The organism is Pedobacter sp. 05L430, assembly GCF_056397585.1.
This window is the reverse complement of the sequence record NZ_JBFTNT010000114.1, coordinates 1-25,224: the sequence shown is the minus strand read 5'-3', so window position 1 is coordinate 25,224 and position 25,224 is coordinate 1. Positions and strand designations below refer to the sequence as shown.

22 protein-coding genes and 1 riboswitch are annotated in these 25,224 nt (G+C 39.6%); of the genes, 11 read left to right on the top strand and 11 right to left on the bottom strand.

Annotated elements, in window-relative coordinates; all coding sequences use genetic code 11:
• Positions 1 to 131: 131 nt before the first annotated feature.
• The 9 genes from AC1DG9_RS15410 (at position 132) to AC1DG9_RS15370 (ending at position 10,616) form a co-directional block, all read left to right on the top strand.
• Complete coding sequence (locus AC1DG9_RS15410) at positions 132 to 1,544, top strand: alpha-L-fucosidase (RefSeq protein WP_288884355.1); 1,413 nt, start codon at positions 132 to 134, stop codon at positions 1,542 to 1,544.
• A 94-nt stretch (positions 1,545 to 1,638) separates the two neighbouring features.
• Positions 1,639 to 2,331, top strand: coding sequence for a DUF6588 family protein (locus AC1DG9_RS15405; RefSeq protein WP_477634845.1), 693 nt, complete (start codon positions 1,639 to 1,641; stop codon positions 2,329 to 2,331).
• Positions 2,332 to 2,344: 13 nt separating this feature from the next.
• Positions 2,345 to 3,547 carry a multidrug effflux MFS transporter gene (locus AC1DG9_RS15400; RefSeq protein ID WP_477634844.1) on the top strand — a complete coding sequence of 401 codons (1,203 nt, stop codon included), beginning with the start codon at positions 2,345 to 2,347 and terminating at the stop codon, positions 3,545 to 3,547.
• Positions 3,548 to 3,650: 103 nt separating this feature from the next.
• Complete coding sequence (locus AC1DG9_RS15395; RefSeq protein ID WP_288884354.1) at positions 3,651 to 4,775, top strand: hypothetical protein; 1,125 nt, start codon at positions 3,651 to 3,653, stop codon at positions 4,773 to 4,775.
• Between the two features lie 63 nt (positions 4,776 to 4,838).
• Positions 4,839 to 5,489, top strand: a complete 651-nt coding sequence (locus tag AC1DG9_RS15390; RefSeq protein WP_172663275.1) for a head GIN domain-containing protein — start codon at positions 4,839 to 4,841, stop codon at positions 5,487 to 5,489.
• An 11-nt stretch (positions 5,490 to 5,500) separates the two neighbouring features.
• The gene (locus AC1DG9_RS15385; protein ID WP_288884352.1) at positions 5,501 to 7,054 is read left to right on the top strand and encodes a DUF4833 domain-containing protein; all 1,554 of its coding nucleotides are present in this window, start codon (positions 5,501 to 5,503) and stop codon (positions 7,052 to 7,054) included.
• Positions 7,055 to 7,269: 215 nt separating this feature from the next.
• A complete protein-coding gene (locus AC1DG9_RS15380; RefSeq protein ID WP_477634843.1) occupies positions 7,270 to 7,851 on the top strand; it encodes an RNA polymerase sigma-70 factor in 582 nt (193 codons plus the stop codon).
• A gap of 9 nt (positions 7,852 to 7,860) precedes the next feature.
• Entirely contained in the window at positions 7,861 to 8,826 is a 966-nt protein-coding gene (locus AC1DG9_RS15375) for a FecR family protein (protein WP_477634842.1), read from the top strand.
• Positions 8,826 to 10,616, top strand: coding sequence for a peptidase associated/transthyretin-like domain-containing protein (locus AC1DG9_RS15370; protein WP_477622599.1), 1,791 nt, complete (start codon positions 8,826 to 8,828; stop codon positions 10,614 to 10,616). The genes AC1DG9_RS15375 and AC1DG9_RS15370 overlap by 1 nt, the downstream gene beginning before the upstream one ends.
• On the opposite strand, the gene AC1DG9_RS15365 is transcribed toward AC1DG9_RS15370, so the two are convergent.
• The 10 genes from AC1DG9_RS15365 to AC1DG9_RS15320 form a co-directional block, all read right to left on the bottom strand.
• Positions 10,609 to 11,298, bottom strand: coding sequence for an SIR2 family NAD-dependent protein deacylase (locus AC1DG9_RS15365; protein WP_172663279.1), 690 nt, complete (start codon positions 11,296 to 11,298; stop codon positions 10,609 to 10,611). The genes AC1DG9_RS15370 and AC1DG9_RS15365 overlap by 8 nt on opposite strands.
• Positions 11,299 to 11,628: 330 nt before the next feature.
• Entirely contained in the window at positions 11,629 to 12,210 is a 582-nt protein-coding gene (locus tag AC1DG9_RS15360; RefSeq protein ID WP_477634841.1) for a DUF6580 family putative transport protein, read from the bottom strand.
• 80 nt (positions 12,211 to 12,290) lie between these two features.
• Positions 12,291 to 13,253 carry a DUF5074 domain-containing protein gene (locus AC1DG9_RS15355; RefSeq protein WP_477634840.1) on the bottom strand — a complete coding sequence of 321 codons (963 nt, stop codon included), beginning with the start codon at positions 13,251 to 13,253 and terminating at the stop codon, positions 12,291 to 12,293.
• A complete protein-coding gene (locus tag AC1DG9_RS15350) occupies positions 13,250 to 14,332 on the bottom strand; it encodes a cell surface protein (protein WP_477634839.1) in 1,083 nt (360 codons plus the stop codon). The genes AC1DG9_RS15355 and AC1DG9_RS15350 overlap by 4 nt, the downstream gene beginning before the upstream one ends.
• A gap of 29 nt (positions 14,333 to 14,361) precedes the next feature.
• Positions 14,362 to 15,471, bottom strand: a complete 1,110-nt coding sequence (locus AC1DG9_RS15345) for a YncE family protein (protein ID WP_337714870.1) — start codon at positions 15,469 to 15,471, stop codon at positions 14,362 to 14,364.
• Positions 15,472 to 15,495: 24 nt separating this feature from the next.
• Positions 15,496 to 16,590 (bottom strand): YncE family protein, encoded by a 1,095-nt coding sequence (locus AC1DG9_RS15340; RefSeq protein WP_288883751.1) that lies wholly within the window; start codon positions 16,588 to 16,590, stop codon positions 15,496 to 15,498.
• A gap of 15 nt (positions 16,591 to 16,605) precedes the next feature.
• Positions 16,606 to 17,523 (bottom strand): PKD domain-containing protein, encoded by a 918-nt coding sequence (locus tag AC1DG9_RS15335; protein WP_337714872.1) that lies wholly within the window; start codon positions 17,521 to 17,523, stop codon positions 16,606 to 16,608.
• Positions 17,524 to 17,540: 17 nt separating this feature from the next.
• On the bottom strand, positions 17,541 to 18,692 hold the full coding sequence (locus AC1DG9_RS15330; protein WP_288883749.1) for a YncE family protein: 1,152 nt from the start codon (positions 18,690 to 18,692) through the stop codon (positions 17,541 to 17,543).
• A 5-nt stretch (positions 18,693 to 18,697) separates the two neighbouring features.
• Entirely contained in the window at positions 18,698 to 20,758 is a 2,061-nt protein-coding gene (locus AC1DG9_RS15325) for a TonB-dependent receptor (RefSeq protein WP_337714874.1), read from the bottom strand.
• 97 nt (positions 20,759 to 20,855) lie between these two features.
• A riboswitch (cobalamin riboswitch) is annotated at positions 20,856 to 21,062 on the bottom strand.
• Between the two features lie 37 nt (positions 21,063 to 21,099).
• Complete coding sequence (locus AC1DG9_RS15320; RefSeq protein WP_337714876.1) at positions 21,100 to 21,783, bottom strand: helix-turn-helix transcriptional regulator; 684 nt, start codon at positions 21,781 to 21,783, stop codon at positions 21,100 to 21,102.
• Between the two features lie 198 nt (positions 21,784 to 21,981).
• Here AC1DG9_RS15320 and AC1DG9_RS15315 point away from each other — a divergent pair, with 198 nt between their 5' ends.
• A complete protein-coding gene (locus AC1DG9_RS15315; RefSeq protein ID WP_288883746.1) occupies positions 21,982 to 23,232 on the top strand; it encodes a serine hydrolase in 1,251 nt (416 codons plus the stop codon).
• Here AC1DG9_RS15315 and AC1DG9_RS15310 read toward each other — a convergent pair whose 3' ends face one another.
• A complete protein-coding gene (locus tag AC1DG9_RS15310) occupies positions 23,233 to 24,114 on the bottom strand; it encodes a polyphosphate kinase 2 family protein (RefSeq protein ID WP_288883745.1) in 882 nt (293 codons plus the stop codon).
• Between the two features lie 178 nt (positions 24,115 to 24,292).
• Between AC1DG9_RS15310 and AC1DG9_RS15305 the strand changes: the two genes are divergently transcribed.
• On the top strand, positions 24,293 to 25,224 hold a 932-nt coding region (locus AC1DG9_RS15305), incomplete at its 3' end, for a family 43 glycosylhydrolase (RefSeq protein ID WP_477634838.1).

The following is a 25,224-nucleotide window of genomic DNA, read 5'->3' as shown; positions in this document are numbered from 1 at the left end:
CCGGGATACACTTTGTCGGCAGGTATGCTCCTCCCGTATTCGTCATTAAGCAGCGTTTTTTCCTTTAAGTTGAAGTCAGTTTATTCTTTATTCACTATAAATTTGCACTGACCAATTTCAAAACAGAAAAAATGACTATTAAAAGAATTTTAGTTTTATTGTTACTGATTTCAGGACTTTCTCCTTTAAAATCATTACATGCGCAGCAAAAAGCGCCGAATAAATCGCTCCCTGCACTTCAACAGGATTTTGTAGACCTCGGATTTGGCATGTTCATCCACTATGGGATGCCTACTTTTATGAACCAGGACTGGTCGGATCCTGATGCAGCCCTTTCCCTGTTCAAATCACCTAAGTTTGATGCCGATCAGTGGGCTAAAGCAGCAAAATCGGCAAACATGACCTATGGATGCTTAACAACCAAACACCATAGCGGTTTCCCTATCTGGAATACCAAAACTACGCCTTATAATGTGATGCATACGCCATTTGGACGTGATGTGGTAAAGGAATATGCCAATGCTTTCCGTAAAAATGGCTTAAAAGTAATGCTTTACTATTCCATTCTGGATACCCACCATGGCATCCGCCCCAATCAGATCACTGCTGAACACATTCAAATGATCAAAGATCAGATCACCGAATTGCTTACCAATTATGGTGAAATAACGGCCCTGGTTATTGATGGATGGGATGCGCCATGGTCAAGAATCTCGTATGATGATGTACCATTTGAGGACATCTATCACCTGATCAAATCACTACAACCCAATTGTCTGGTAATGGATCTTAACGCGGCAAAATACCCGGCAGAAGCACTTTTTTATACCGACATCAAATCGTATGAGCAGGGCGCAGGGCAATTCATTTCTAAAGAGCACAATAAGCTGCCGGCTTTGGCATGTCTTCCATTGCAGGAAAACTGGTTTTGGAAAACATCTTTCCCGGGTACACCGGTTAAAAATGTAGACGAGCTTGTAAATAAATTTATTATACCGTATAACAATGCTTACTGTAACTTCATCCTTAATGTAGCCCCAAATGCAGATGGCTTGATTGATGAAAATGCCGTGCAGGCTTTAAAAGAAATAGGCAAGCTTTATAAAAAACCTGAAAAGCTTCCGCAGGTACCGGAGCATGCTGCACCGATCATATCAAGTAACCTTGCTAAACATGTTAAAAGCAACAGCAGCTGGAGTGATGACATGAATATTATGGATTTTGCCAATGATGATAATTTTGGAAGTGCCTGGGTTTCAAATTCCGAAGTAAAATCGCCATGGTATGAGCTCAATTTTGAAAAGGCCAAACCTGTAAATATGCTGGTGATTACTCAGGGAAGGAATACAAAAAGTGCCTATACCATACAATACTTTGCCAGTGGAAAATGGCAGCCGCTTAAAACCGAAAAAGTRGACCAAAACAGCAAAATTCAGATTTTCCGCTTCGACAGACTTTGGGCAGAGAAAATAAAATTAGCTATCCAATCTCCTGATGGCCCACCATCTATTGCCGAAGTTGGTGTTTATAATGAAAGGAGATAAAAGCCGCTAAGGTTCCCAAATATTACTTTATAAAAAGTTTCTTTATGATAAATTCAGTTTACTGACGTTACTAGTATAGTATTACTGAATTATTATGAAGAGACTTTTTGCTATTATATCACTGTTATCTATTATCAGCTCCCACCAATTATTTGCCCAGACCGGTTTCGAACAACTCATAAACGCAGGACCTGCCGATGCCACAAAACTTGTTGATGCTTATTCCAAGTCTCTTTTTAAGGGATTTGGATTGGGTATGAACAGTGGGTGGACAAACAGTGCCCAGACCCTCGGACTGTCCCATTTTGAGTTGCGTGTTACCGGAACTGGTGTAATAGTACCTGCCTCTGGCAAATCATTTGACGTTACCCGGATCGGTTTGTCGAGCAACCTGCGTCCAGCGAACCCCAATGACGTCATTTCACCCTCCTTTAGTGGCAGCACCAGAGCTAATGGGCCTTTGATGGATGTTTATGATGAGAATAACAACAAACTGGTTTCTTTTGAATTACCCAGTGGGATGCTGGAGAATTATGTACCTACACCACAGATCCAGTTAACTGTAGGCCTGCCCGCCAATACAGATGTTACTATTCGGGCTGCGCCAAGGTTTACAATTGGCCGGAAAATAGGTTCGGTTTCTCTGATTGGTTTTGGAATTAAACATAATTTTATGCGCGATTTATCTAAGGATGCGCCTTTTGATCTCGGGCATCGGTATCGGCCTTTAATATCTTTTATTTATATAATTTGGAATTGGCATGACGAAAAGCCGGTTATCAAATAACTACTTTTGTGGTATGACGCAAAAAAGATATCTGTTCTTAATTTTAATACTTGGTTCACTCACCGCTCTCGGCCCCTTTTCTATCGATATGTATTTGCCGGGTTTTAAAGCAATAGCCAAAGACCTGAATACCACCGATGCGAAGGTAGCCTGGTCGTTATCAAGCTATTTTATAGGTATCTCTGCTGGTCAGTTACTTTATGGACCATTGTTAGATCGTTTTGGTCGTAAGAAACCCCTATTTATTGGTTTACTGGTATATATTCTGGCAGCTGCCGGATGTGCGCTGGTTAAAGATATTGACTCGTTTATTGTATTGAGGTTTGTTCAGGCAATTGGAAGCTGTGCGGCTACTGTTGCATCGGTTGCCATGGTTCGCGATTTGTTTCCTGTTAGTGAAAATGCCAAGGTATTTGCCTTATTGATGCTTGTGCTTAGCGTTTCGCCTATGATTGCTCCTACCGTAGGTGGCTATGTTACGGTGGCTTTTGGCTGGCATACAGTGTTTTTGATTTTACTGGGCTTAGGCTTGTTTAATTTGATAGCCAGCTGGCTCTGGTTGCCCGAAAGTTATAAGCCGGACACCACCATGTCATTAAAGCCTAAACCCATAATAAACAACTTTATAGCGGTGTTACGTGAACCTACATTTTACACGTATGCGTTTACCGGAGCTATGGCATTTGCTGGTTTGTTTGTATACATTACCAGCTCTCCTATTCTTTTTATGTCGCTATTTAAAGTGAAAGAAGAGACTTATGGATGGATCTTTGCCTTTCTTTCTGTAGGGTTTATTGGCGCAAGTCAGGTAAATACATTGATGCTAAGGAAATATAAAAGCGAGCAATTGATTTTTGCCGCTTTAATTGGGCAGGTTATTACGGTAATTGTATTTTTAATTGGCAGTATTAATGGCTGGTTCGGGCTTGCCGAAACTATTGGTTTTCTGTTTGTTTTCTTATGCTGTTTAGGAGTTGCCAACCCGAATGCTTTGGYGCTTTCGCTTGCTCCTTTTTCAAAAAATGCAGGTAGTGCATCTGCGTTGATGGGCGCGCTTCAAATGGGATTAGGAGCATTGGCATCGGCATGTATTGGCTTTTTTGAGCAGACATCGGCTGTGCCGATGGTTTTGATTATGACAGTGACCTCTGTTATTGCGCTTACTGTACTTTTTTTTGGAAGAAAGAATATTGTGGCAGCGCCAGCGGGTAATTAGTTTTTTTTCTCGACGATCGCCTTATAGCGACCGCTAAATATTTCTCCTCCCCTGCGTAGGGGTATAAGTAAATCATGTTGTCTTACTCTAAAACAAGACAACAATGAACATCAAATCTTTTATAACAGCATCAGTATTATTAGCTACCGGTCTAGTTGCAAATGCGCAAAATCAAATGCCAGGCAAAATGCATATTGGTATTGTGTATCCTTTAAGTACTAACGGAACACATGCCCCTTTAGATACCAATAACCTTTCTTTTAACTTACTTGGCGGAGTATCTGCAGCTGAACGTGGTTTGGCCTTTGCAGGGCTTTCGAATGTGGTATTACATGATGCCAAAGGGTTCCTGTTTGCAGGATTTTCTAATCATGTAATCAAAAATGCAGACGGCGGACAATTTGCTGGTTTCCTTAACACTTATGGCGGTGGCGATGGTTTTGCTTTTGCAGGCTTTGCCAACATATCATCAGGGAATGTAAAGGGTGCTCAATTTGCTGGTTTCGCCAACATTGCTAAAGAAATGAATGGTGCCCAGTTTGCAGGCTTCGGCAATGTGGCCAAAGGGGGAACAGCATCTCAGTTTGCAGGTTTCATCAATATAGCAAAAGGTGTGAAAGGTTCTCAAATGGCTGGCTTCATGAATGTAGCCAAAGATGTAAAAGGATCTCAAATTGCAGGCTTTATAAATATTGCCAAAAAGGTTAAAGGCGCCCAGATAGCCGGTTTTATAAACATCGCAGAGAGCAGTGATTTCCCGATAGGTATTGTAAACATTATAAAAAACGGGGAGAAAAGTATTGGGGTAAGCACCAACGACAACCTGACCACCATGCTAACCTTCAGATCGGGAGGCAGAGTACTTTATGGTATTCTGGGAGTTGGATACAACTTTAAAAACGACAAAGAAGTATATGCAGCTGAGGCCGGTATGGGAGCTCATTTTTTCCAGTCAAACAGCTTCAGGTTAAATACTGAATTAACGGCGATGAGTTTAGAGAGCTTTAAACATGGAGAATATTTTAGTTCGTCGTTTCGCGTATTACCTGCTTTGAAGATCGCTAAATTTCTGGAGATCTATGGCGGTCCGTCTCTTAACTACGTAAACACCAATACCATTGAGGGTAAAGATTTAAACAAGCACTACATATCTAAATGGGGTAACAAAGGAAACGACTTCCAGGGACTATATGTAGGCTATACCGGAGGTATTCAGGTAATCTTTTAACCTAATGCAACCTTTAATTGAAATTAACAATCATCGTTTATAACACACAAAAACCAAATTACTATGAGAAACCTATTATTGTACGTTTACATCAGTCTGCTTTTTATCTCCTGTTCAAAAGACAGACTAACAGCCAGCGGTGATAAGATCACAGAGGAACGTAACCCAGGAAACTTTACCGGTATAAATGCAAGTGGCTCCAACCCTGTCCATGTGGTTTATGGCGCCGATTTTAAGGTGGTATTAAAAGGATCTGACAACCTGATCCCTCACTTTAAAACCAAGGTTATGAGCAGCGTATTGTATCTGGAATATGAGCGCACAAGTGTACAACATGACGATATTGAGGTATTTATTACCATGCCTTTGATAGACCGTGTTTCGTTAAGCGGTAGCGGGGAGGTTGAAATAAAAGGTCAGTTTCCTGATGTTGATACATTTAGGGCTTCTCTTAGCGGATCCGGAGAAATTGAGGTTGACGAGACCTTTAATGCCAGACAGGCAAAAGTAGATATTTCAGGTTCTGGCAATGCAGATCTGGAGAAGCTAAATGCTAAAAATGCCGACATAGACATATCTGGAAGTGGTGATGTGAAAATCAAAGTACAGGATCTGTTAAAGGCTGCAATAAGCGGCAGCGGTAAAGTATACTACTGGGGTAGTCCACAGGTTAATTCCGATATCAGCGGTTCTGGAAAAGTAATTAAATTTTAAAAACTACGGTCATGGCTTCACTTCAATCAATTTGGCAAAACTTCATCTCTACATTCGGAGCAGCAAGAATTCCGATTAATGACATCCATCAGCTAGAGAAAAGTGCCCCCGACTTACTGATATATGCATTGCCGTTGGTGTTCTTTTGCACGGCTTTGGAATGTGGATTTTCTCACTTTGCTGAACATAAAAGCTATGAGAAGAAAGAAACCATAGGTTCACTTTTCATTGGCCTTGGAAATTTAGCTGTTAACCTTTTAATGAAAGCAATATTGCTTTACGGTGCAGTGTGGATTTACAATGTTTTGCCATGGCGCATGCATTTGAGCTGGTGGAGCCTGATTCCGTGTTTTATCATTTATGACTGCTGCAGTTACTGGTCGCACCGCATATCTCATTTCAACAGGTTCTTTTGGGCAACACATGTAGTGCACCACTCGGCCGAGCATTACAATTTAACGGTGGCTTTCAGACAAAGCTGGGTGCAGCATTTTAAAACTGTATTTTTTATACCGGTGGCTTTAATGGGTTTTAACCCGGTTATATTCTTTGTTGCCAGTCAGTTGAGCACGTTATATCAGTTTTGGGTACATACCGAAGCCATTGGAAAATTGCATCCTTTTATTGAAAAGTACTTTGGTACGCCATCTAACCACAGGGTGCATCACGGCAGTCAGGAGAAATACCTGGATAAGAACTTTGGTGCTACGTTTATGATCTGGGACCATTTGTTTGGCACTTTTCAATATGAAGAAGAAAAGCCCGTGTATGGCCTTACTACGCCTGTAGGCAATAAAACGAATCCTTTTATTTTGAACTTTCATGAATACAGGGACATGATAAAGGATGTGAAGCAGAGCGATGGGATTAAAGAAATGCTTTTCTTCATTTTTGCCAGTCCGGGTAAGATTTACAGACACAAACTTGCCAATATTGAGCAGGCCGATAAAGCTCCGGTTTTAGATAAAGCAACTTACCTTAAGAACAAGGGAATAAAGGTTTTAAAGTTTGCAGGTATGCTGCTGGTGATCATTTTATTGCTTAGTGAGTCGTTAGATGTTTTAAGCCAGCCTTTAAAGAAAGCGGTTGAAGCTGAAACCTCGGCCCTGCCTACTCCTATTGGAGAAAACCTGTTGTTTTTTCTGCAGAGAAACCCTGATGCCAATACGGTAATTTATGAGCTTAACTTTAAAAGTGAAGGGGTTTTGGATCGTGAAAACCCAGTTAAAGGATCGTGGATCAGGTATGCAGAGCAAGGCAAATACAAAGAGCTGACCGGTATTGAGCGCAGGTTTGCCTATGGGGTAAAATGTAAAGCTTTGGAGAATGGGGAATTTGAGATCAGGTTGGTTGCGTATAAAAAGCTGCCATTGTATCTTAAAAGGTCTGAAATTGATAATAAATATAAGATTTATATAAAGGATGAGGGCAAGGATTTATTGTTGAAACGGGTTTTTGTTAGGGTAAATGGTGGTTCGTTCTGGTTCCCAAAGGTAGAGTACATTGATTTGATAACAGTGAATAGCGCGTCAGGGATTGAGATTTTAAAGCGGATTGAGATTTAGGGGCGGGCGGGCACGCCTGGGTAATCGCCACGTCATCCTGAATTTATTTCAGGATCTCTCACTAGAAAGGCGTAATAGCGCTTCCGAGATCCTGAAATAAATTCAGGATGACGATCGCCGACGAGGAAGGATGACGACCATGTGGGACAACGCTTAAAAAAAACTAATATATTTGAACAGACCAGCAATAAATTAAAGTAGTAAGAAACAAACCAGTGATAAATCAAAAAACCGCCCTTCTGCATCAATATGATGATAAAGCATTTGAGCAAATGTTCAAAGCGCATTATAAAGAGCTTCACTCCTATGCCAATGTAATGCTTAGGGACGAAGACACTGCGGAAGAAATTGTACAATCTATGTTTCTTAAATTCTGGGAAAAGAGAGAATTGTTAAACGTGCAGACATCAATAAAAGCATATCTGTACAAATGTGTTTATAACGATAGCTTAAACTACCTTAAACACCAAAAAGTTAAAACGAAATACCAGGATTTTGCCGCATATACCATGAACGATCATCATGAAGCTGCATCATCAAGAGTAGAGCTTACTGAACTTCAATATAAGCTGCAGGAGGCGTTAAATGAATTACCTGAGCATTGCAGAACCATTTTCCAGATGAGCAGGTTTGAGGAATTGAAATACAGAGAAATAGCCGAGCAACYGGATCTTTCTATTAAAACAGTAGAAAACCAGATGGGCAAAGCTTTAAAGATATTGCGTTTGAAACTGGCCGATTTCATCACGCTCATTTTACCAGGCATAATCATGTATTACAAAGATTTTTTTAATTAAGAGGAACAGATGACCGAGGAAATATTGATAAAGTTTCTTTTAAAAGAAACAAGTGAAGAAGAAAGTATTGCTGTACAAAAATGGCTGGATGAGGCTACCTCTAACAGGGCCGAATTTACCCAGCTGGAAAGAATCTGGACTGCAAGTAAAAGTTTAAGTACTACCAGCAATGTTGATGAAGAACAGGCATGGACAAAATTCAAAGCAAGAACGGCTTCGGGATCAAAGGAAGCTATTGTGCGACCAATTAAGCAAAATTTCGGGTGGTTAAAAATTGCCGCTGTATTGGTTTTAGTAGCCGGAGCATGGATGATGTACAATGTATTTGGCCCCGCAAATTATACGGATCTTGTGGCCAGCAATAAGGTGATCGTTGWACACCTTCCCGACGGATCGGAAGTAACTTTGAATAAAAACTCGCAGATCAGCTATGTGACAGATTTTAAAGACGAACGCAGTGTGAGGCTTAAACAAGGTGATGTGTTTTTTAATGTGGCGCACGATAAATCAAAACCTTTTGTAATAAAGATTAATAAAGTATCGGTAACGGTTGTTGGTACTTCCTTTAATGTGAAACACTTAAAAGGAGAAACTGAGGTAATTGTAGAAACAGGTATTGTAAAAGTGAGCAATGGCAATGAAATGGTAGAGCTGCATAAAGGAGAGAAAGTTTTGATTAAAGAGGTATCGCCTAAATTGATTAAAGAGCAGAATACAGATCAGCTGTATAGCTATTACCGCAGCGGAAAGTTTGTATTCTATRAAACACCTCTTTGGAAGGTGGTAGAGGTTTTAAATGAGGCTTATGATGTGCATATCGTTATACAAGACCCTTCTATTGCCAATGAAACACTTAATACTACGCTTGAAGAGGCTAATCAATTAGATAAAAACCTGGGGTATATTAAAGAGACTATGCAGAATTTAAAAATAGATCGTAACGATGGACAGATCACGCTGTCTAAAATTAAATAATGAGATTAAAAATAATCATAGCCCTATTATTTATAACCGGATATTGTAAGGCCCAGTCGTCCGTAACCAATTACCTCCGTAATTTGGACAGAAGGGTTAATCTGGATATAAAACAACAACCGATTTCTGAGGTGCTCAACAAAATGAGTAAGGCAGGCGATTTCTATTTTTCGTACACAGGCTCTTTATTTAAGCAGGATAGCATAGTAACCCTGAAGGTGAAGGATATGCAGGTTAGAGACATACTTGACCGCTTATTTAACGGAAAAGTGGATTATAAAGAAACCGGACAGTACATTATACTTCGCTATGCAGCCAACCACCTGACTATTGAACCCGAAAATATTACCAGCGCGGATAAACTGTACATCATTAGCGGATATGTTATTGATACGGAAACGGGCAAAAAAATAAAACAGGCAAGCGTTTACGAAAAACGTTTACTCCAATCGACACTTACGGATAACGAGGGTTATTTCAGGCTTCGCTTTAAGGGTGAACATACGGACGTTACTTTAACGGCCAGTAAAGATACCTACAGGGATACTTCGCTGGTTTTTCTGGCTGATATTACAGTTAAGCCCGAAGGTTATAAAGAGGAAGATTCTGAGCAGGGCAGTGAGTTTTTTAATTCGATTGAGAACTCGGGAATCAGCAGGTTCTTTATTTCTTCAAAACAAAGAATGCAGAGTTTAAATATTCCTGATTTCTTTGCAAACACCCCCTTTCAGGCTTCGCTTACCCCCGGTTTAAGTACACATGGGATAATGAGTTCGCAGGTGATAAATAAAGTATCACTGAATATTTTAGGTGGTTATACTGCCGGAACAGATGGTGTTGAGGTGGCCGGTGTGTTTAACATTACCAAAGGAAACGTGAAGAAGTTGCAGGTAGCCGGTGTGTTTAATGGCGTGGGCGGCTCTGTAGATGGTGTACAGGTGGCTGGGGTGCTTAATGATGTAAGAACGAGTGTTAAAGGTGTGCAGGTTGCTGGTTTGCTTAACCACGTGAAAGAGAAGGCCGAAGGTTTTCAGATTGCAGGGCTTGCCAATGTGGTATCCAAGGATGCGAAAGGTATGCAAGTTGCAGGCCTGATCAATGTGGTATCTCAGGACACAAAGGGTTTTCAGATTGCAGGGCTTGGGAATCTGGCTTCTAAAAACCTTAATGGAATGCAAATAGCAGGTCTTGGTAACATCACCTCACAACGAATGAAGGGGACTCAGATTGCCGGTTTGTTTAATTATGCTAAGGAAATGGATGGTTTTCAGATTGGTATCGTAAATATTTCAGGAAAATCGGATGGCTATAGCCTAGGCCTGATCAATTTTGTTAAGAATGGCTATCATAAGCTTAGTTTCTCTACAAATGAGACCATAAATGCGAATGTTTCTTTTAAAATGGGGAATGCAAAGTTGTACAACATCATATTGGCTGGAAAAAACTTTGCCGATTCTGCTAATATTGAAACTGCGGGTTTAGGCTTTGGCCACGACTTTATATTCAGCAACAGATTCTCTGTAGCGGCCGAGATCACCTCTCAATATTTGTATCTGGGCAATTGGGATTACTCCAATTTCCTGCACAGGTTCCAGACCAACCTCCAGATTCAGTTGGTTAAAGGTATAACCGTATTTGGCGGACCGGTTTATTCTATTTACTCTACAGAAGCTCCTGAAGGTTCAAGCGGCAAAGGCTACAAACAAAACATAGCGCCCGCAAAGCATGATTACATCAGCAAAAGGGCTAAGGGTTGGATTGGCTGGAATGTGGGTATTACCATTATGTAGCGGTTAACATTTTTACCACTTCGGCTACTCCGGCGGTTGCGGTTTTTTCTATTTTAACTATGTTTTTATAATGGTCTACCTCAGGTATTTTAGGGTCAATTATGTATTTAACTGTGGTACGCGGAACAAAATTTATTAAACCTGCTGCCGGATAAACGGCCAGAGAAGTGCCTATCAGCATAAAAACATGGGCTTTTGAGCAAATTGAGGTAGCGGGGCCTATCATAGGCACATCTTCTCCAAACCAAACTACATGTGGCCTTAGTTGCGCGCCAAGTTCACAATACTCCCCTGTTTTAAGCTCCCATCCGTTTATCGGGTAAGTTAAATCGGGGTTCAGATCTGATTGTGAGCGGGTAATTACGCCGTGTAAATGGGTAACTTTTGTTGATCCGGCACGCTCATGCAAATCATCTATGTTTTGGGTAATGATGTGTACATCGAAAAACTCTTCGAGATCAGCAAGGGCTTTGTGAGCGGCGTTTGGCTTTGCTTCCAGCACTTGCTTCCTTCTTTGATTATAGAAGTCTTGTACCATTGCAGGATTGCGTTTCCAGGCCTCTGGTGTGGCTACATCGTAAACGTTGTATCCTTCCCACAGTCCATCGGTATCTCTGAAGGTTTTTAAACCGCTCTCGGCGCTGATGCCTGCTCCGGTTAATACTACAAGTTTTCTTTTCATAGAGAGTTGTTTGGTTTTTGAGTTAGCTGTTTGGTTAAAAGGCTGTGCAATTGCAAATGCCCTTTCCGCGGTCGTCATATCGACGATAGGAGAGATCTCTTGGTTATGCCAATTTGCCTGGCACAGCTATTTAGTGATCAAGAGATCTCTCCTATCGTCGATATGACGAATTCCCCGAGATGACGGGGTGTGCTATTCGGTTCTCAGGATGACGAGCTACTTCAGTATGACTGACCACAACTAATTTCCTTTTAAATTTAAAAGGCTGTTCTTTAGAACAGCCTTCAATATTTCAATATAATATTAATATAATAAATACTTTAATTACAATTATACCGCTGTATTTGCTGATAAACTTAAACGGGGATACTTGGCTCTTAATACCTCAAATGCACCGAACATAACGGCACCGTAAGCAAGTGTTCCGTAAAGGAATAACCTTTCGTAAGGTACTGCTGCGCCWAAGCATTTAATGTATCCTGCCAGGGTTGGCTCGTACAATCCCGGGAAATACATCACACCAATATCGGCAACAATCCAGTGTACCAGAACTGCTAATACAGATGCACCAAGGAAACTTAATACCGTTACCTTTCTAATGATGAGCTTGGCAACCAGAACCATTAGCACAAACGCGATATAGGTCCAGTACCAGCCTGCATAAAAGAAGCCGTAACCAGATGTTTTTGCGATGAAAATATCGCTTAACAATAAAAGCAACAAGGGAAATCCGAAGGCTTTATAATTGTTATTAAAATATGCTCCTCCAAATAAGGCTATCGCCCCTACTGCAGAGAAATTTGCAATTTCTTTGAAATTATCAGAAAGTGGTGCAGCAACACGAATGAGGCTGATCACTACAATAATTAGCAAAAGAATGGCAGTACGTGGATTGAATTTAAATTCAGACATATTTTTAAAATTATAACACAAAGTTATATTATTTCTATGGTATAAAAAAACAAGGCATTTATTATGAAAACCGTTATATTTTAATGAAACACAAACGTTGCCGGGAAATAATATCCTTCGTAAGGAATCTTTTTAACTAAGTTACCCGATGTGGCATCGTAAAAGTAAATGTTGTTTACGCCATAATTGGTTCCATAACCGTCTTGAACTGTTGTGGTTACAATCTGGTTGGTTTTAGCATAATAACCAAGGTTCTTTTTGTAGAATGACTGCTTATCAGGAGTGGTTATAAAAGGCTGGTCAAGTGATGCTTTATTTCCTTCGATATATCTGTACAGCATTTTACCCCCGCCAAATCCCGGCGATTTTAACAGGTAAACGGTGTTTTCTTGGGTAGATGCGATTATTGGCGATGAAAACCAGGCAAACCATGTGCCTACAGGTGTGAAAGGCAATTCTACACTATCGGTAGCTAAGGTTAAAGGATCGGAGTTATAAAGGAATTTTCCTTTTGTATACCATACTTTATTGTTTGGAGTTTGAGCAAAACCCAGCGTAACATCTTTTATTTTTTTAACTACTGTAAGATCTGCAGCATTGTAAATTACTACTCCCTCTGATTGAGAAAGGGTGTAAACGTATTTTCCAGCTTTAAACATATCTCCTGTTTGGCCACTGGTTCCGGCAAGTTGTGTAGCGGCGTAAGTTTTAAGGTTGACTTTAAAGATACCTTTGCTGCTACTTAAAAGGCCATTGTTTTCGTCGAGACCTACAAAAGCACGCCAATCGCTTTGAGGCGATGCAGGAATACGGCCAATTTCTTTAAGTGTCTTAGCATCAGCTACTACAACAGGGCCACCTATTTTACTTACTACATATAAATTTTTATTGAATATGGTTGCAAACTGAATGGTTGAGCTTTTAGGCTCAAAGTCTTTTCCAGGGTTTTCTTTCTGAAAAACGCTGTCTTTTAATGTGCCTGAAACAGCGTCGAAAAAGGTTACTGAACCTGTACCATGACCATACCAGCCTTCGTTAATCACACACCTAATATTTCGGTCGACAGTTCGCCTAACCAGCCAAGATCTGCCTGGATACCCGTTTGAATTTTGATGAAATCTATGCCGGCAAGATGTACCACTTTACCGTCTTTATCGATAGCATTGGCAATATCTATATTGTCACCACCTACCTTATTATCGGCATACCCAAATTCAAATGGTGCACTGGTAATATATGTTGGCGTTTCAGGTTTAATGCCCGAGGAAGGCAGCAATGTGCCTTTAAGTGTGTATTCGTTACCTTCTACCCATGATGGAAATGCCTGTGAGGTAGCCCCTGCAATGGTAACTACACCGGTTTTTCCTTTATTGTCTTTCCATGATACGCTGCCGCCTGTAGTTGGTTTTGTATAAGTTACTTCGTAATCGCGAACGTATCCTTCCTTGCCAAACTCACTTCCTTTTAGCTCGTACCAGGTATCATCAGGTTTACCGTTTCCATTCTCGTCCTGCATTACCCATACTACTCCGGGTTCTGCCCAGTTTGACTGGGCATTGCCATAAATAACAATGTCGTCTTTCTGATTTTCATTGATCACCGTATGGTCGAAACCGAGTACAATGTATCCACCCCAGGCACCCAGAGATACAATACCCTCTTTACCCTCGATGCTTTTTGCACCCTCTAGTGTTCCTAGAGATTTATTGGTGAATTGCCCCGGAGCTGGTAAATATTCAAATACTTTGGTTACGTAATTATTGCTTCCAGGATTTGAAGGCACTGTTGGGATGCCAACATTAACCACATATTTATAGTTAAAAGAGCCACTGCTATTTGTAGCAGTGTACTCTATGTTATATATACCTGCTTTTAGCGGGGTAAAATCGTAAGTGGAGGTATTACTGGTAACTTCACCTTCTAATTTCCATTCCTGATCATAAACCTTATCGTTGACATTAAAAGCTGAAAATGCGATCTTTTCATTGACCTTGCCGTTTATAGGGCTATCTTCAATTTTCATTTTAACCACCGGAGCCTGCTCTGCATCCTCGTCTTTTGTACAGGCAGATAGAACACTAATGCTCAATAAGGCGAAAAGTAGGTAATGTTTAATGTTCATAACAGGTTTACTTAAGGAATACAATATCGTTATTTATAGTTGTAATTGAATACCGCACTTTGAGGTAAAGTACCTGTAGCAAAGTCAAATTTCTTTTTACCATCGGCACCGAAACAGAAGAACTTGCCCGTAACTGCATAACCTGCAGCATCTCCAATGTAAACATCATTGTTTAGCGTATTTACAGTGATGCCATAAGGGGTTTTAATTGCAGTCTGATCTGTAACAAAATTTCCATTAAGTGTGCCAGTTGATATATCGAATGTTTTAAGATATGGATCTAGGTAATCACCAATTACAAAACCTTTTGTTCCTGTAATGTTCAAATACTCGAGACTAACTTCATTAGAGCTAACTTTTTTATCCGTTACGCTACTCAATTTAACCAGTTGAGCTGGAATATCTGCATAATTTCCTTTTACAACTGTAAACAGATCGCCATTTGCAGTTGCTGCAATTTTTGTAGAATTAAAACCAACATTGATGTCTAATTTCTTTGTAAATGTTGTTAGATCGACCACAGAAACTGATGTGCTATTGGGACTAGGGTAATCAAACTGATCAGAGTTTGTTACATATAATTTGCCGTTTACTATTGCCAAACCTTCTAATGCACCACCAACCTGAATTCTTGATTCGACAGCCAGACTTGCCGTATCAATTTTACTAATGTAACCATCGTAACCAGACACATATGCTTTGTTTTTATAGAAAGCTATGAAGCGAGGCATAAAATCTTTACTGTCATCAAAGAAGGGGATTCTTTTAATAGATTTTCCTGTTACTATGTTAATGACTTCAATATAGGAATCCTGCTTGGTGTCTTTTGCTCCTGTTACAGCGCAATACATTTTGCTGCCATATTGTTTTAAATCGGCGGCATTAGTTCCCAAAGGAATTGCATTTTTCAGTTTGAAATAATCTTGTGTGACTTCGTTTTTAGCAATGTCGTAATAAGTGATGGTACTATTGTTTGTCCCGCCAAAAAATCCTTCGCACAATACATACACACCGGCTGTAGAAACGGGTTGCGGATCTAATGCAGGAAGCCTGTCTTTTTTACAGGATGCTAATCCTAAAACACAACCAAGGATTGCGAGCAATCCTGGTTTTCTATAATTTAGTACTGGTTTATTCATGATTATTGTTTTTATATATTTTTATTAATATCCGTAATTAAATACTGCATGTTGTGGTAAAGGGCCGGTTGCAAACTCAAACTTCTTTTTACCATCGGCACCAAAGCAAAATGCTTTTCCTTCTGTTGCATAATTTTTATCGTCCCCTATGTAAACTTCGTTACCTACCGGATTCAAGGTTATTCCGTAAATGCTCCCGATAATGGTATCGTCTGTGATAAACTCCTTACCCATTACACCGGTGCCTACATCAAATGGTTTTATAGATGCACCCCAATCCAGACTTAAATAAGCAGTATTACCTCCTATTGCCAATGCTCCTGCGCTGTATTCGTAGTTACCTGTAACCTTGTTTGTTGTACTGCTAATTCGTGTTAAACCTGGATTGATGTCGTCGTAATTACCCCATGAAATTACCAATAAATCTCCATTTCCTGCTGCTGCGATCCTAACCGGATTATGGATAACTTCGATATCCTGTGTTTTTGTAAATGTGGTTAGATCCACAACAGAAACTACATCCTTTTTGCCGTTGGGATGAATCGGATGATCGGAATTGGTAACATAGATGTTGTTATTTACTACGGCCAGCCCTTCAAGTGCCCCACCCACTGCAACTCTTGAGTCAATAGCTAAAGTTGCTGTGTCTACACGGGTGATTTTTCCATCATAACCAGATACATAAGCTTTGTTTTTGTTAAAAGCTACATAACGTGGCATATATTCGCCGTCAGCATCAAAGAAAGGAATTCTCTTTAATGATTTTCCTGTAGCAACGTCTATAACTTCCAGATAAGAGTTTTTACCTCCTTGTATTCCTGAAACTACACAGTACATTTTACTGCCGTAGCGCTGTAAATCATTCGCGGTTTCGCCCAATGCATATCCGTTTACTTTTTTAAAGTAATCCTTTTCTGATGCGCCTGTTTTGACATTGTAGTATGAAATAGCGCCATTATTGTTATTCATGGTGCCTTCGCACAACATATAAACGCCAATGGTTTCTTTTGGCATTAAAGCTTCGGGTTCATCGCCACCGTTAACTTTATCTTTTTTACAGGCGATGGTTAGTGTAATAAACCCGCCTAAAAAGCAAAGTATGAGTTTGTTATAGTTCATCTTATAGATAATTACTTATTTTATATTTAAATCAGCGGCACCCCCTACTTCTGTAGATATTTCGCCAAGTAAAGTGTTTCCTTTTTCATTTTGACCAGTATATACCTTTACAAAATCAACAGCAGTAAGATTTACTTTGTTGCCGTTTTTATCCACGGCCCAGGATAGATCGAATGAGTTGTAACGTTTGTTATCGTAATCATCGCCGGTTGAATAGCTATCTGTATATCCCCATTCAAATGCGAGGTTTACGAAAATGCTCTCTATTTTACCCCATGTTGATTTCAGCAGAGTTCCTTTAAATTTGATGCTATCCTGGTTTGCAGCGAAAAGCGGATAATAGTTATGGTTATGAAATCTATTTACCTCAACGCTTCCTGCTTTACCTTGATTGTCTTTCCAGGTTACATTTGCTGTTGCTTTGGGGTTATAATAAGTGATTTCATAGTTTTTAATTGTTGTGGCGGCCGTATGCTCACTTCCTGCAAGTTCATACCATTCATCGTCGGGTAAACCGTTTCCATTTTTATCCTGACTAACCTGAACAATGCCTGGCTCAGACCATTGTTGTATTGGGCCTAAAGGATTTCCATAAATAGCCAGGTCATTTCCATCTTTATTAATTATAGAATGATCAAACCCAAACGTAATGAAACCTCCATAGGCGCCCAACGATACCAAAATGGTATTTCTAACATCACCTATAATTTTCTGCGCGCCCTCAGGACTGCCCAGAGACTCATTTATAAATTGACCAGGAGCCGGCTGATATTCATAGATCTTGGTGATAAACTTACTGCTCGTACTAGTTATTGGACGCGGTACGTAAGTATCTTCATCAATAGTTTTGTCGTCCTTTGAACAGGAGCTTAAACACAGCTGGAAAAGTAAAACTGCTGAAAGACCAAGAATTGCGTTTTGATTGAACTTCATTTTTAATTTAGATATGGTTATTTATATACAAATGCAAAGTGAGCGGGAATATCTCCGGTAGTGACCGACCATTTCTTTTTCCCGCTGGGATCAAAACAGTAAAGTGTGCCTGGTGAAACATAATTTTTGGCATCCGTAACCAGAACTTCCCTGGTAATGGGATGCACAGCTATTCCATAAGGAATGGTAATTGATTTCTCTGTTCCGTCTGTAATGAACTTCTGATTGAGTATTACTTCGTCTTTTACGTTGAGCATACCGTAGGTTATGGTGTATTTCGCTTCATTATAGTTCCATTCTGAACCATAGTAATAAGCGACATCTCCATCAATAGCCAGGTTGTTTACCGCGATGTTAAAAGTCTTTTTTACCTGATCTGTTTTGGTGTCTATTACAAACATTTTTGAGGGGATGTCAAAATAATTCCCTCTTGAGGTTACATAAAGATCACCATATTTATCAGACTTTAATCGGTGTAAATTGATGGCTACATCTATTTGTTTGGTGACAGAAAATGTATTCAGGTTTATAACAGAAACGGTTCTTTCGTATTTCTGAGGACTATATCCGCCTGAATTTGCTACATAAAGCTTTTGACCTACAATAGCCATTTCTTCGGGCTGCCGGCCAACATTTACCCTTTTTATTTCTGTTAAGGAGCCAGTATCTATTTGGGCTACAATTCCTAATGGTGCATTAGGATCTCCTACTGTACCAAGATACGCGCTCACATAAGCTTTGCCTTGGTTAAATGTGATATACCGACAATTGGTGATGTTAATTTGTTTGATTCGTTTACCGGTTTTAACATCCAAAACCTCAATTTTATTGGATACGTTAACTACTACATATAGCTTGGAGCCATAAACCCCTATATCATTACCAACGTCACCTAATCCCTTTACTATTTCGGGGTTTACCTCATTATAAATGTTTCTTCTGTAAATTCCGGTAGTATAATCAAGGTAATCTAAAGATGCCTTGTTCATATTCATATTGCCCTCGTTCACGATATAAAATCCTTTAACCTGAGCGGATGGATCAGGAGGTAAAAGGCTCTCTTGTTGCTCAGGTACCGGCTTAAGGTCTTTACGACAAGATACCGTAAGTCCAACTGTAGTAATTAGAAGTACTAAACTAATGGCATTAAGTAATTTATTCTTTTTCATAAGTGCTAATAGTTATAGGTTAATCCAAAACGATAATAGCGACCGGGCATAGGGAAGTTCGTAATCACTTCATAATCCTGATTTAACAGGTTATTGATTTCTGCGGTAAGGCGAATTTCCCGGCTATTTATTTTTGTGTTACAATGCAAGGCTAAATCATGAGTATACCATGGTTGTACATAGTTGTATACGTTATTTGTACTTTGATTATAACGTTCTCCGGTATAAATGAAGCTGTAATTCATTGAGAAATTTCTATACGCTGCACTTGCTAAAAATGATCCGCTGTGAATTGGCGTGTAAGGAATTAAATCCTTATAGCTTGCTGAGGCTTTATCTGCATCTATTGCCTTTTGATAGGTATAGGTAAGACCTGTTGTAAAGTTAATGTAATCGGTAAGCTGCCATGCAGATTGTATGTTCACATCTATCCCCTTGATTTCTACAAGCCCGAGGTTCTGCATACTCCATCTTGCCTGACTGTTTCCCGGAACGGCAACTATTTTGTTTTTAACTTTGTTATAATAGGCATCCGCCTGTATAGAAAACTGGCTCAATATCCTACCCTCGTACCCTTTTATATAAGTAAACCCTAAATCGTATTGTTTTGTATACTCGGGTTTTAAAACGGTAAATCCGTAATTGGTGTAGTAGAGGTCGTTAAAGGTTGGCATACGGAAAATGCTTTTATAGAACGAACGCAGTCTAAACTCTTTCTGATTAAAAGGCTGCCATGAGAGCATAACCGTTGGTGTTAGTTCGTTTCTATTTTCATCTGCCGGTCCGCTTTGAGTCTTATCGTACTTAAGGGTGCTTAATAAGTTGGCCTGAATGTCAAATTTAGCAAAGCGAAATTGGGTAGCCAAAGCCGTTAAGATGGTGTTTCTTACGGGATATGAAAAGCGGTAGAGGTCTGCATTTAAATCATTCCGCTGGTAATCTGTAGACAATACAACATCCCAGTAATTGGTAATTTTAAACTTATTGGCCAGAGACACGTATATTTCCTGTAGATGAAAATTGTTTTCCTGTAATCCATCAACTGTTACGATATCCGGATTTAAGTAACGTTGATTGTCATTTGCATATTTGGCTGTTGCCAGCAAACTGTACTTACCTACATTCTTTTCATATGAAGATTGAGCGAAAAAGTTCTTATTCCACATCCGTTGTGAAAATGCAAACACGTTGTTGACAACCGCACCCGGCAAGCCCTGGTTGTCTTTATAACCATATAGTTTTACCTTCCACTTACTACTGTCGGGCAATACTCCGTTTAATCCCAGTTCCAACCTCATCGTTTCAATGTAACCGTCTTTTCTTACTGCTGTAGTATCGTATACTCCATTGGTAGATCGGAATTTATATTTGCCATTGGCATTTTTATATTCCGCACTTAAGGTGCTGTAAACATTCTTACTTATTTTACTTTGCCACAATAAAGATGGATTTATAAGCCCGAATGACCCTCCTTTTACTGATGCACGAATTTTTTGGGTTCTACCGGCTGGAAAATCCGGTTGTTTTGACGTAAGATATAGTGAGCTGGCTGAGGCAAATCCCTTTGCAGATTGAAAAATGGAGCTTTTTTGTCCGTTATAAAGTTCTATCTCTTCGATATTATCCAATGAGAATTTACCAAGGTCTACCTGGCCATTTTGTGCATTGCCCAATTGCACGCCATCATAAAAAACTGCGGTGTGGTTAGTGCCCATGCTGCGCACATTAATGGTTTTTAAACCACCAATGCCACCATAATCTTTAAGCTGCACACCAGAAAAGAAACGAACAGCATCAGCTACTGAAAGGCTGTTTAGTTTTTCGAGCTCTGCCCCTGATAATATTTGTAAGGGTGTTGAAGAAGTTTGTCTCTTGGTGATCTTTATTTTCCTGATCTGTACTTCTTTAAGGTGATTAACCTTATTTACAGAATCTGTAGTGTTGCGTTTTATGGAATCGGTTTGGGCAAACGACTGAACAGCCATAAACATGCCCAGCCATATAATAGCCAGAAAAGTAAAAAAAATAGACTTTACGCCTGTAAAAGCGTTTTTACTTCTTTTCATTTTGTTGTGAGCTTATTACCCACAGCAAACAGTTAGATCAAGGAAATGAAATACAATAAACAAGCACTCACTCCAAGCTTCAATCCCCGAAAGCTATGAAATATTACCACTTATGGCAGGTCTTCTGACTTACTTCCGATTATTCTGCCTTCCCAATCCTTAATCCCTTTTAAAGGATCAGAAAAAGTGGCCTTGATTTGAACACCGTTATGAAGCTTACAGCTGCGGGACAGTTACGGATTTACACCGTATTCCCTTTTAATCCCGAATAAGCACATCGGGAACCAAAAGCGTTGCAAATGTACTTAAATAATTACCTTGAAGCAAGCCTGATTAGCTTTCTATATTAAATCGAATGCTCTTGCATATTGGCAGATCTCGTAATAACAGTGCGTGTTGAGTTTTTGCTTGATGTTTTTTCTATGTGTTTCGACGGTGCTTGTTGAAATAAAAAGCTTTTCTGCTGTTTCTGAAGAGGATTTACCTAATGCCATTAAACCCAGGATTTCACGTTCCCGGGAACTTAATTTAGTGAAATGGTGGTAATTGTTGCGCAGAAAGTTGTTCTCTTCGAGCAGCCGAGATGCCTTAACGGTCATGTGGTGCATCGAATCAATCGGTAAAGCGATTGTTATGACAAGCAATGGCTTGTTTTCCTCGTCCCTGATATAAACCTTTACGCTAGACATATGCCAGTTCCAGTCGCTTGAATTTGAGAAACGAACCTGCTGAAAAAAAGTACACAGGTCCTCATCGTTATTTTGCTCTATTAAGCCAAGTATTTTAGGAACATAATCTTTAGCGTCATCTCCATTGAAATACCTGGTATAATATTCTTCGGCAGTTATTTTGGTGATATCCTCCAGAGAAACGCCAAGTTGCTGCAGCCCTCTTTCAGACATCCAGGCAACTGACCAGTCCCTAAGGTCGTGCAAAATAACAACGCCAGGCAGTTCCTCTGCTATTGCAGAAATTTTAGCTATAGCATCATCAATCTTACTTTGGATAAGGACGTTTTGACTCATATTTTGAAAGCAATAATAAAGATTGTAATTATCAGTTAAATATACGTAGTAATAATGTATTAGAGGTAATAAAATCCCTAAAAACAGGGATTGATTTTGCCATTATTTTATAGTCAATTTGCACAAAAATTAACTAATAGTAAAAACAGCTCACAATCGCGTTTTATCCTTATATTTATTCCCATTATTATTGTTATTATGATGATGAAGTTTGCCTCCTTTTTACTTGTTATGGTTAGCCTGAATGCAATGGCTCAGAAAACAGATACTACATTTATAGCGCAATTAATGCTTAAACACCCCGATCTTTTTGCAGGGGTATTAAACCATCCGCAAAAGAACCAGATCCAGGTTCTTTATACTCAGATCGACAGGGATGCGAGGCATAAGCCAGTTTTTAAAACCTATAGTTATAACCTGGACGACCACAGGTACTTTTACCCCGCAAGTACAGTTAAACTGGCAGCCGTAATTTTTGCACTTGAAAAAGTAAATGAACTTAAAATAGCCGGGTTTACCGCCAAAAGCACCATGATTACCGACAGTTCATATACTGCTCAAACTAAAGTCCTGGGTGATAGCACTGCTAAAAATGGACTGCCTTCTATTGAGCATTACATCAAAAAGATATTACTTACCAGCGATAATGATGCATTTAACCGATTGTTCGAGTTTATTGGTCGCGCTGAAATTAACAGCAAATTGAAGAAATACGGTTTTAACAACAGCCGTATCTTAAACCGGTTGGCTATAGGTGATGCGGGTGAAACGGCAAAACACACCAATCCTATTAAATTCTATAACGGAGATAAACTGGTGTACAGCCAGGCCGAACAGTACGATCCTAAAGAATATGTGCTTTCATTAACAAATACAGTTATGGGTACGGGTTATCTCGACAGCACAGATAAACTGGTAAATAAGCCTTTTAACCTCGAAAATAAGAATGCTTTTAGCATTTCTGATCAGCAGGCGATGATGAGGAAACTGATATATCCGGAGGCTTTCCCTATTAAGGAGCGGTTTAATTTAACGCCTGCCGATTACAAACTGATCTATACTTATATGAGCAAATTGCCGACTGAAAGTGATTACCCTGCTTATGACCCTAAAGAATTTTGGCCAACATACGCCAAAATGCTGTACTATGGCAGGGATAAGGATGCTCAAATTGATTCGAACATCAGGATATTTAATAAATATGGCGACTCCTACGGTTTCATTATCGACAATTCGTATTTCGTAGATTTCAAAAATAATATTGAATTCTTTCTTACGGCCGTTGTTCAATCAAATGAGGACGGCATTTTTAATGACAACAAATACGAATACGATACGGTATGCTTTCCCTTTATGAAAAACCTTGGCCGGACAATTTATGCGCATGAGCTGGAAAGGAAACGTAAAAGTGTACCTGACCTTAAAAAATTCAGGATGAAGTATAATTAACTATTCTTCATCTAATAATTGTGCTTTTATATCATCCAGTTTCTTTGCTTCTTCTTTTGCCAGAACCGGGAATTTAAGGTTTAGCTTTTTGAATGTTTCGGCCAGTATATGGCTGATTGCCAATCGTGCATACCATTTCTGATCGGCCGGAATAATATACCATGGGGCATTTTCTGTTGAGGTGGCTGTTATTGCCTCCTCATAAGCAGTCATGTATTGTTTCCACAATTTGCGTTCTGCGATATCACCCGAAGCAAACTTCCAATTCTTTGCCGGATCATTTATTCTATCTAAAAACCGTTGCTTTTGCTCTTCTTTAGAAACATACAGAAAGATTTTTATGATAACTGTTCCGTTTTCATTTAGGTGTTGTTCAAAATTCCTGATGCTGTCATAACGCTTTTTCCAGAAAGCATTGTCTATCTTTTTTACATCCTGATATCCGGGAATGTTTTCATTAAGTACATATTCGGGATGTACTTTGCAAACGAGGACGTTTTCATAGTGGGAACGGTTATGAATTCCTATTCTCCCCTTTTCCGGCAGGGCTTTACAATGACGCCATAGAAAATCGTGGTCGTACTCTTCGGAATTTGGAGCCTTAAAACTGTAGACCTGGCAACCCTGTGGGTTTAAGCCAGACATTACATGCTGTATGGCGCTATCTTTCCCGGCAGCATCCATCGCCTGAAAAATAATTAATACAGAGCGCGTATTTTCTGCATATAGTGTTTCCTGAGCAGCATTTAACTTAAGTTTAATCTCTTCCAGCCTTTCCTTTCCTTCTTCTTTCTCCAGATTCCCCCTGTAGCGGGTATCATAGTTTTTAAGGGATACTTTTTTTCCGGGTGCTGCCAAATACTGTTCTATTTCATCTTTCATAAGCTACATGTTTAGCTAAATATAGAATAAAACTCAGAAAAAGCACTGCAGCCTCTGGATGATTTTTATCAAAAAGTACATTTCTTTAATCAAATTGGACAGTTTGCTTAAGTGTTTAATCTTTAAATTTGGTTTATTCCTATAGATAATAGTTAAACAATCGTGTTTCATGTGTAATATGCAGTACTTCTTCAAAAAATCCAATTTAGCTGTGCTAATCCTGTTTACAATCGCCTTGTTATCAGTAAGTGCTCAAGGGCAAACAAAGGCTACTTTTCGGAATTTCAATGATGCTTCTGAACAGGTTACAAGGTTTAGTACGGTTGGAGAAGCCATTGATGCTCATGATGGAGAGATTGCATTTTTTGAAGGTGTTTATTACCTGTATGGCACAAGTTATGGGTGCGGTTTTCAGTGGGGTAAAAAAGAAGCACCTTTTTGTGGATTTAAAACCTATACTTCGACAGACATGGTGCATTGGACAGACAAAGGTTTTTTATTTGATGCAAAGACTCCACTGTGGCAGTCGAGGTGTAATGGAAGCACTTATGGCTGTTTTCGCCCGCATGTAATTTTTAACAAAAAGACTTCTTTATATGTACTATGGATTAATGTTTACGACAATGTTTCAGGATTTCGGGTATTTACCAGTAAAAACCCAGCAGGTCCGTTTACTGAAGTTGCAGAACCAAAATTGGCGGTGAACGCAGATGCTCCTGCCGCTGGATTGAACAATGGTGATCATGATACTTTTGTAGATAAAGACGGGACYGGCTACCTCGCCTATACCGATTGGAGATCAAAAGGGACAATAGTGATTGAAAAATTGAATGATGATTACCTAAGTGGCAGTGGAACAGTTACCAAAGCGATTACACCGGGGCAAACAGAAGCTCCTTCTTTATTTGAAAGAAAGGGGATTTATTACCTTACTTATTCAGACCCTAACTGTGGCTATTGCGCTGGAACCGGTACTTCTTACCGAACGGCCAAAACACCGTTAGGCCCATGGTCTGAAGGAATTCAGATCAGTAATAATTCTTGCGGAGGCCAACCATCATTTGTTTCGCCGATAAAATTAACTTCGGGCATGATCTACCTCTACGGAAG

What these genes read in the sequence shown, in the direction of transcription:
- AC1DG9_RS15350 (WP_477634839.1), bottom strand. Translation starts at nt 14,332, where the DNA reads ATGAACATTAAACATTACCTACTTTTCGCCTTATTGAGCATTAGTGTT.
- AC1DG9_RS15345 (WP_337714870.1), bottom strand. Translation starts at nt 15,471, where the DNA reads ATGAATAAACCAGTACTAAATTATAGAAAACCAGGATTGCTCGCAATC.
- AC1DG9_RS15370 (WP_477622599.1), top strand. Translation starts at nt 8,826, where the DNA reads ATGAGATTAAAAATAATCATAGCCCTATTATTTATAACCGGATATTGT.
- AC1DG9_RS15335 (WP_337714872.1), bottom strand. Translation starts at nt 17,523, where the DNA reads ATGAAGTTCAATCAAAACGCAATTCTTGGTCTTTCAGCAGTTTTACTT.
- AC1DG9_RS15395 (WP_288884354.1), top strand. Translation starts at nt 3,651, where the DNA reads ATGAACATCAAATCTTTTATAACAGCATCAGTATTATTAGCTACCGGT.
- AC1DG9_RS15330 (WP_288883749.1), bottom strand. Translation starts at nt 18,692, where the DNA reads ATGAAAAAGAATAAATTACTTAATGCCATTAGTTTAGTACTTCTAATT.
- AC1DG9_RS15390 (WP_172663275.1), top strand. Translation starts at nt 4,839, where the DNA reads ATGAGAAACCTATTATTGTACGTTTACATCAGTCTGCTTTTTATCTCC.
- AC1DG9_RS15340 (WP_288883751.1), bottom strand. Translation starts at nt 16,590, where the DNA reads ATGAACTATAACAAACTCATACTTTGCTTTTTAGGCGGGTTTATTACA.
- AC1DG9_RS15310 (WP_288883745.1), bottom strand. Translation starts at nt 24,114, where the DNA reads ATGAAAGATGAAATAGAACAGTATTTGGCAGCACCCGGAAAAAAAGTA.
- AC1DG9_RS15385 (WP_288884352.1), top strand. Translation starts at nt 5,501, where the DNA reads ATGGCTTCACTTCAATCAATTTGGCAAAACTTCATCTCTACATTCGGA.
- AC1DG9_RS15405 (WP_477634845.1), top strand. Translation starts at nt 1,639, where the DNA reads ATGAAGAGACTTTTTGCTATTATATCACTGTTATCTATTATCAGCTCC.
- AC1DG9_RS15315 (WP_288883746.1), top strand. Translation starts at nt 21,982, where the DNA reads ATGATGATGAAGTTTGCCTCCTTTTTACTTGTTATGGTTAGCCTGAAT.
- AC1DG9_RS15320 (WP_337714876.1), bottom strand. Translation starts at nt 21,783, where the DNA reads ATGAGTCAAAACGTCCTTATCCAAAGTAAGATTGATGATGCTATAGCT.
- AC1DG9_RS15365 (WP_172663279.1), bottom strand. Translation starts at nt 11,298, where the DNA reads ATGAAAAGAAAACTTGTAGTATTAACCGGAGCAGGCATCAGCGCCGAG.
- AC1DG9_RS15325 (WP_337714874.1), bottom strand. Translation starts at nt 20,758, where the DNA reads ATGAAAAGAAGTAAAAACGCTTTTACAGGCGTAAAGTCTATTTTTTTT.